At 57.0% G+C, this 1,460-nt stretch carries 2 rRNA genes; both read right to left on the bottom strand.

What is annotated here, in order from left to right:
- Positions 1–22 precede the first annotated feature (22 nt).
- A 5S ribosomal RNA gene (gene rrf / locus F568_RS0121850) occupies positions 23–138 on the bottom strand.
- Between the two features lie 143 nt (positions 139–281).
- Positions 282–1,460, bottom strand: a 23S ribosomal RNA gene (locus tag F568_RS0121845); the annotation flags it as partial.

Here is a 1,460-nt window from a genome sequence, read left to right as displayed (position 1 = left end):
TGGCTGGGGTTTTCGAAAAGATGCCTGACGATGACCTACTCTCGCATGGGGAGGCCCCACACTACCATCGGCGCTGAGCGGTTTCACTGCTGAGTTCGGCATGGGGTCAGGTGGGACCCGCTCGCTATGGTCGTCAGGCGTAACTGTGGCATGCTGCGCGTGGCGCAGCACCCGGAAACGGTGCACTTTACAACGTGATCAAGCTGACTGGCGATACGACTCGCGTATCCGTATGTCGTGGCGACCACTACCCGGGCCTCTCAAGGCCCCTTGGGTGTTATATGGTCAAGCCTCACGGACCATTAGTACGGGTTAGCTCAACGCATTGCTGCGCTTCCACATCCCGCCTATCAACCTCGTAGTCTTCGAGGGTCCTTCAGGGGGCGCGAGGCCCCAGGGAAGTCTCATCTTGAAGGGGGCTTCCCGCTTAGATGCTTTCAGCGGTTATCCCGTCCGCACATAGCTACCCGGCAATGCGATTGGCATCACAACCGGAACACCAGAGGTGCGTCCACTCCGGTCCTCTCGTACTAGGAGCAGCACTTCTCAAACTTCCGACGCCCACGGCAGATAGGGACCGAACTGTCTCACGACGTTCTAAACCCAGCTCGCGTACCACTTTAAATGGCGAACAGCCATACCCTTGGGACCGACTTCAGCCCCAGGATGTGATGAGCCGACATCGAGGTGCCAAACACCGCCGTCGATGTGAACTCTTGGGCGGTATCAGCCTGTTATCCCCGGAGTACCTTTTATCCGTTGAGCGATGGCCCTTCCATACAGAACCACCGGATCACTAGAACCTACTTTCGTACCTGCTCGACGTGTCTGTCTCGCAGTTAAGCACCCTTATGCTCTTGCACTCACTGCACGATTTCCAACCGTGCTGAGGGTACCTTCGTGCTCCTCCGTTACGCTTTGGGAGGAGACCGCCCCAGTCAAACTACCCACCACACGCGGTCCTCGACCCGGATAACGGGCCTGAGTTAGAACGCCAATGATGCCAGGCTGGTATTTCAAGGTTGGCTCCCTCCGAACTGGCGTCCGGAGTTCCTAGCCTCCCAGCTATCCTACACAAGCAACATCAGCGTCCAGCGTGAAGCTATAGTAAAGGTTCACGGGGTCTTTCCGTCTAGCCGCGGGTACACAGCATCTTCACTGCGATTTCAATTTCACTGAGTCTCGGGTGGAGACAGCGTGGCCATCATTACGCCATTCGTGCAGGTCGGAACTTACCCGACAAGGAATTTCGCTACCTTAGGACCGTTATAGTTACGGCCGCCGTTTACCGGGGCTTCGATCAAGAGCTTCGCCGAAGCTAACACCATCACTTAACCTTCCGGCACCGGGCAGGCGTCACACCCTATACGTCCGCTTACGCGTTTGCAGAGTGCTGTGTTTTTAATAAACAGTTGCAGCCACCTGGTATCTTCGACCGGCGTCGGCTCGACCCGCGGGGG

The organism is Modicisalibacter luteus DSM 23508, from assembly GCF_000378505.1.
GTDB lineage: Bacteria > Pseudomonadota > Gammaproteobacteria > Pseudomonadales > Halomonadaceae > Modicisalibacter > Modicisalibacter luteus.
This window is presented reverse-complemented; position numbering and strand designations above follow the sequence as displayed.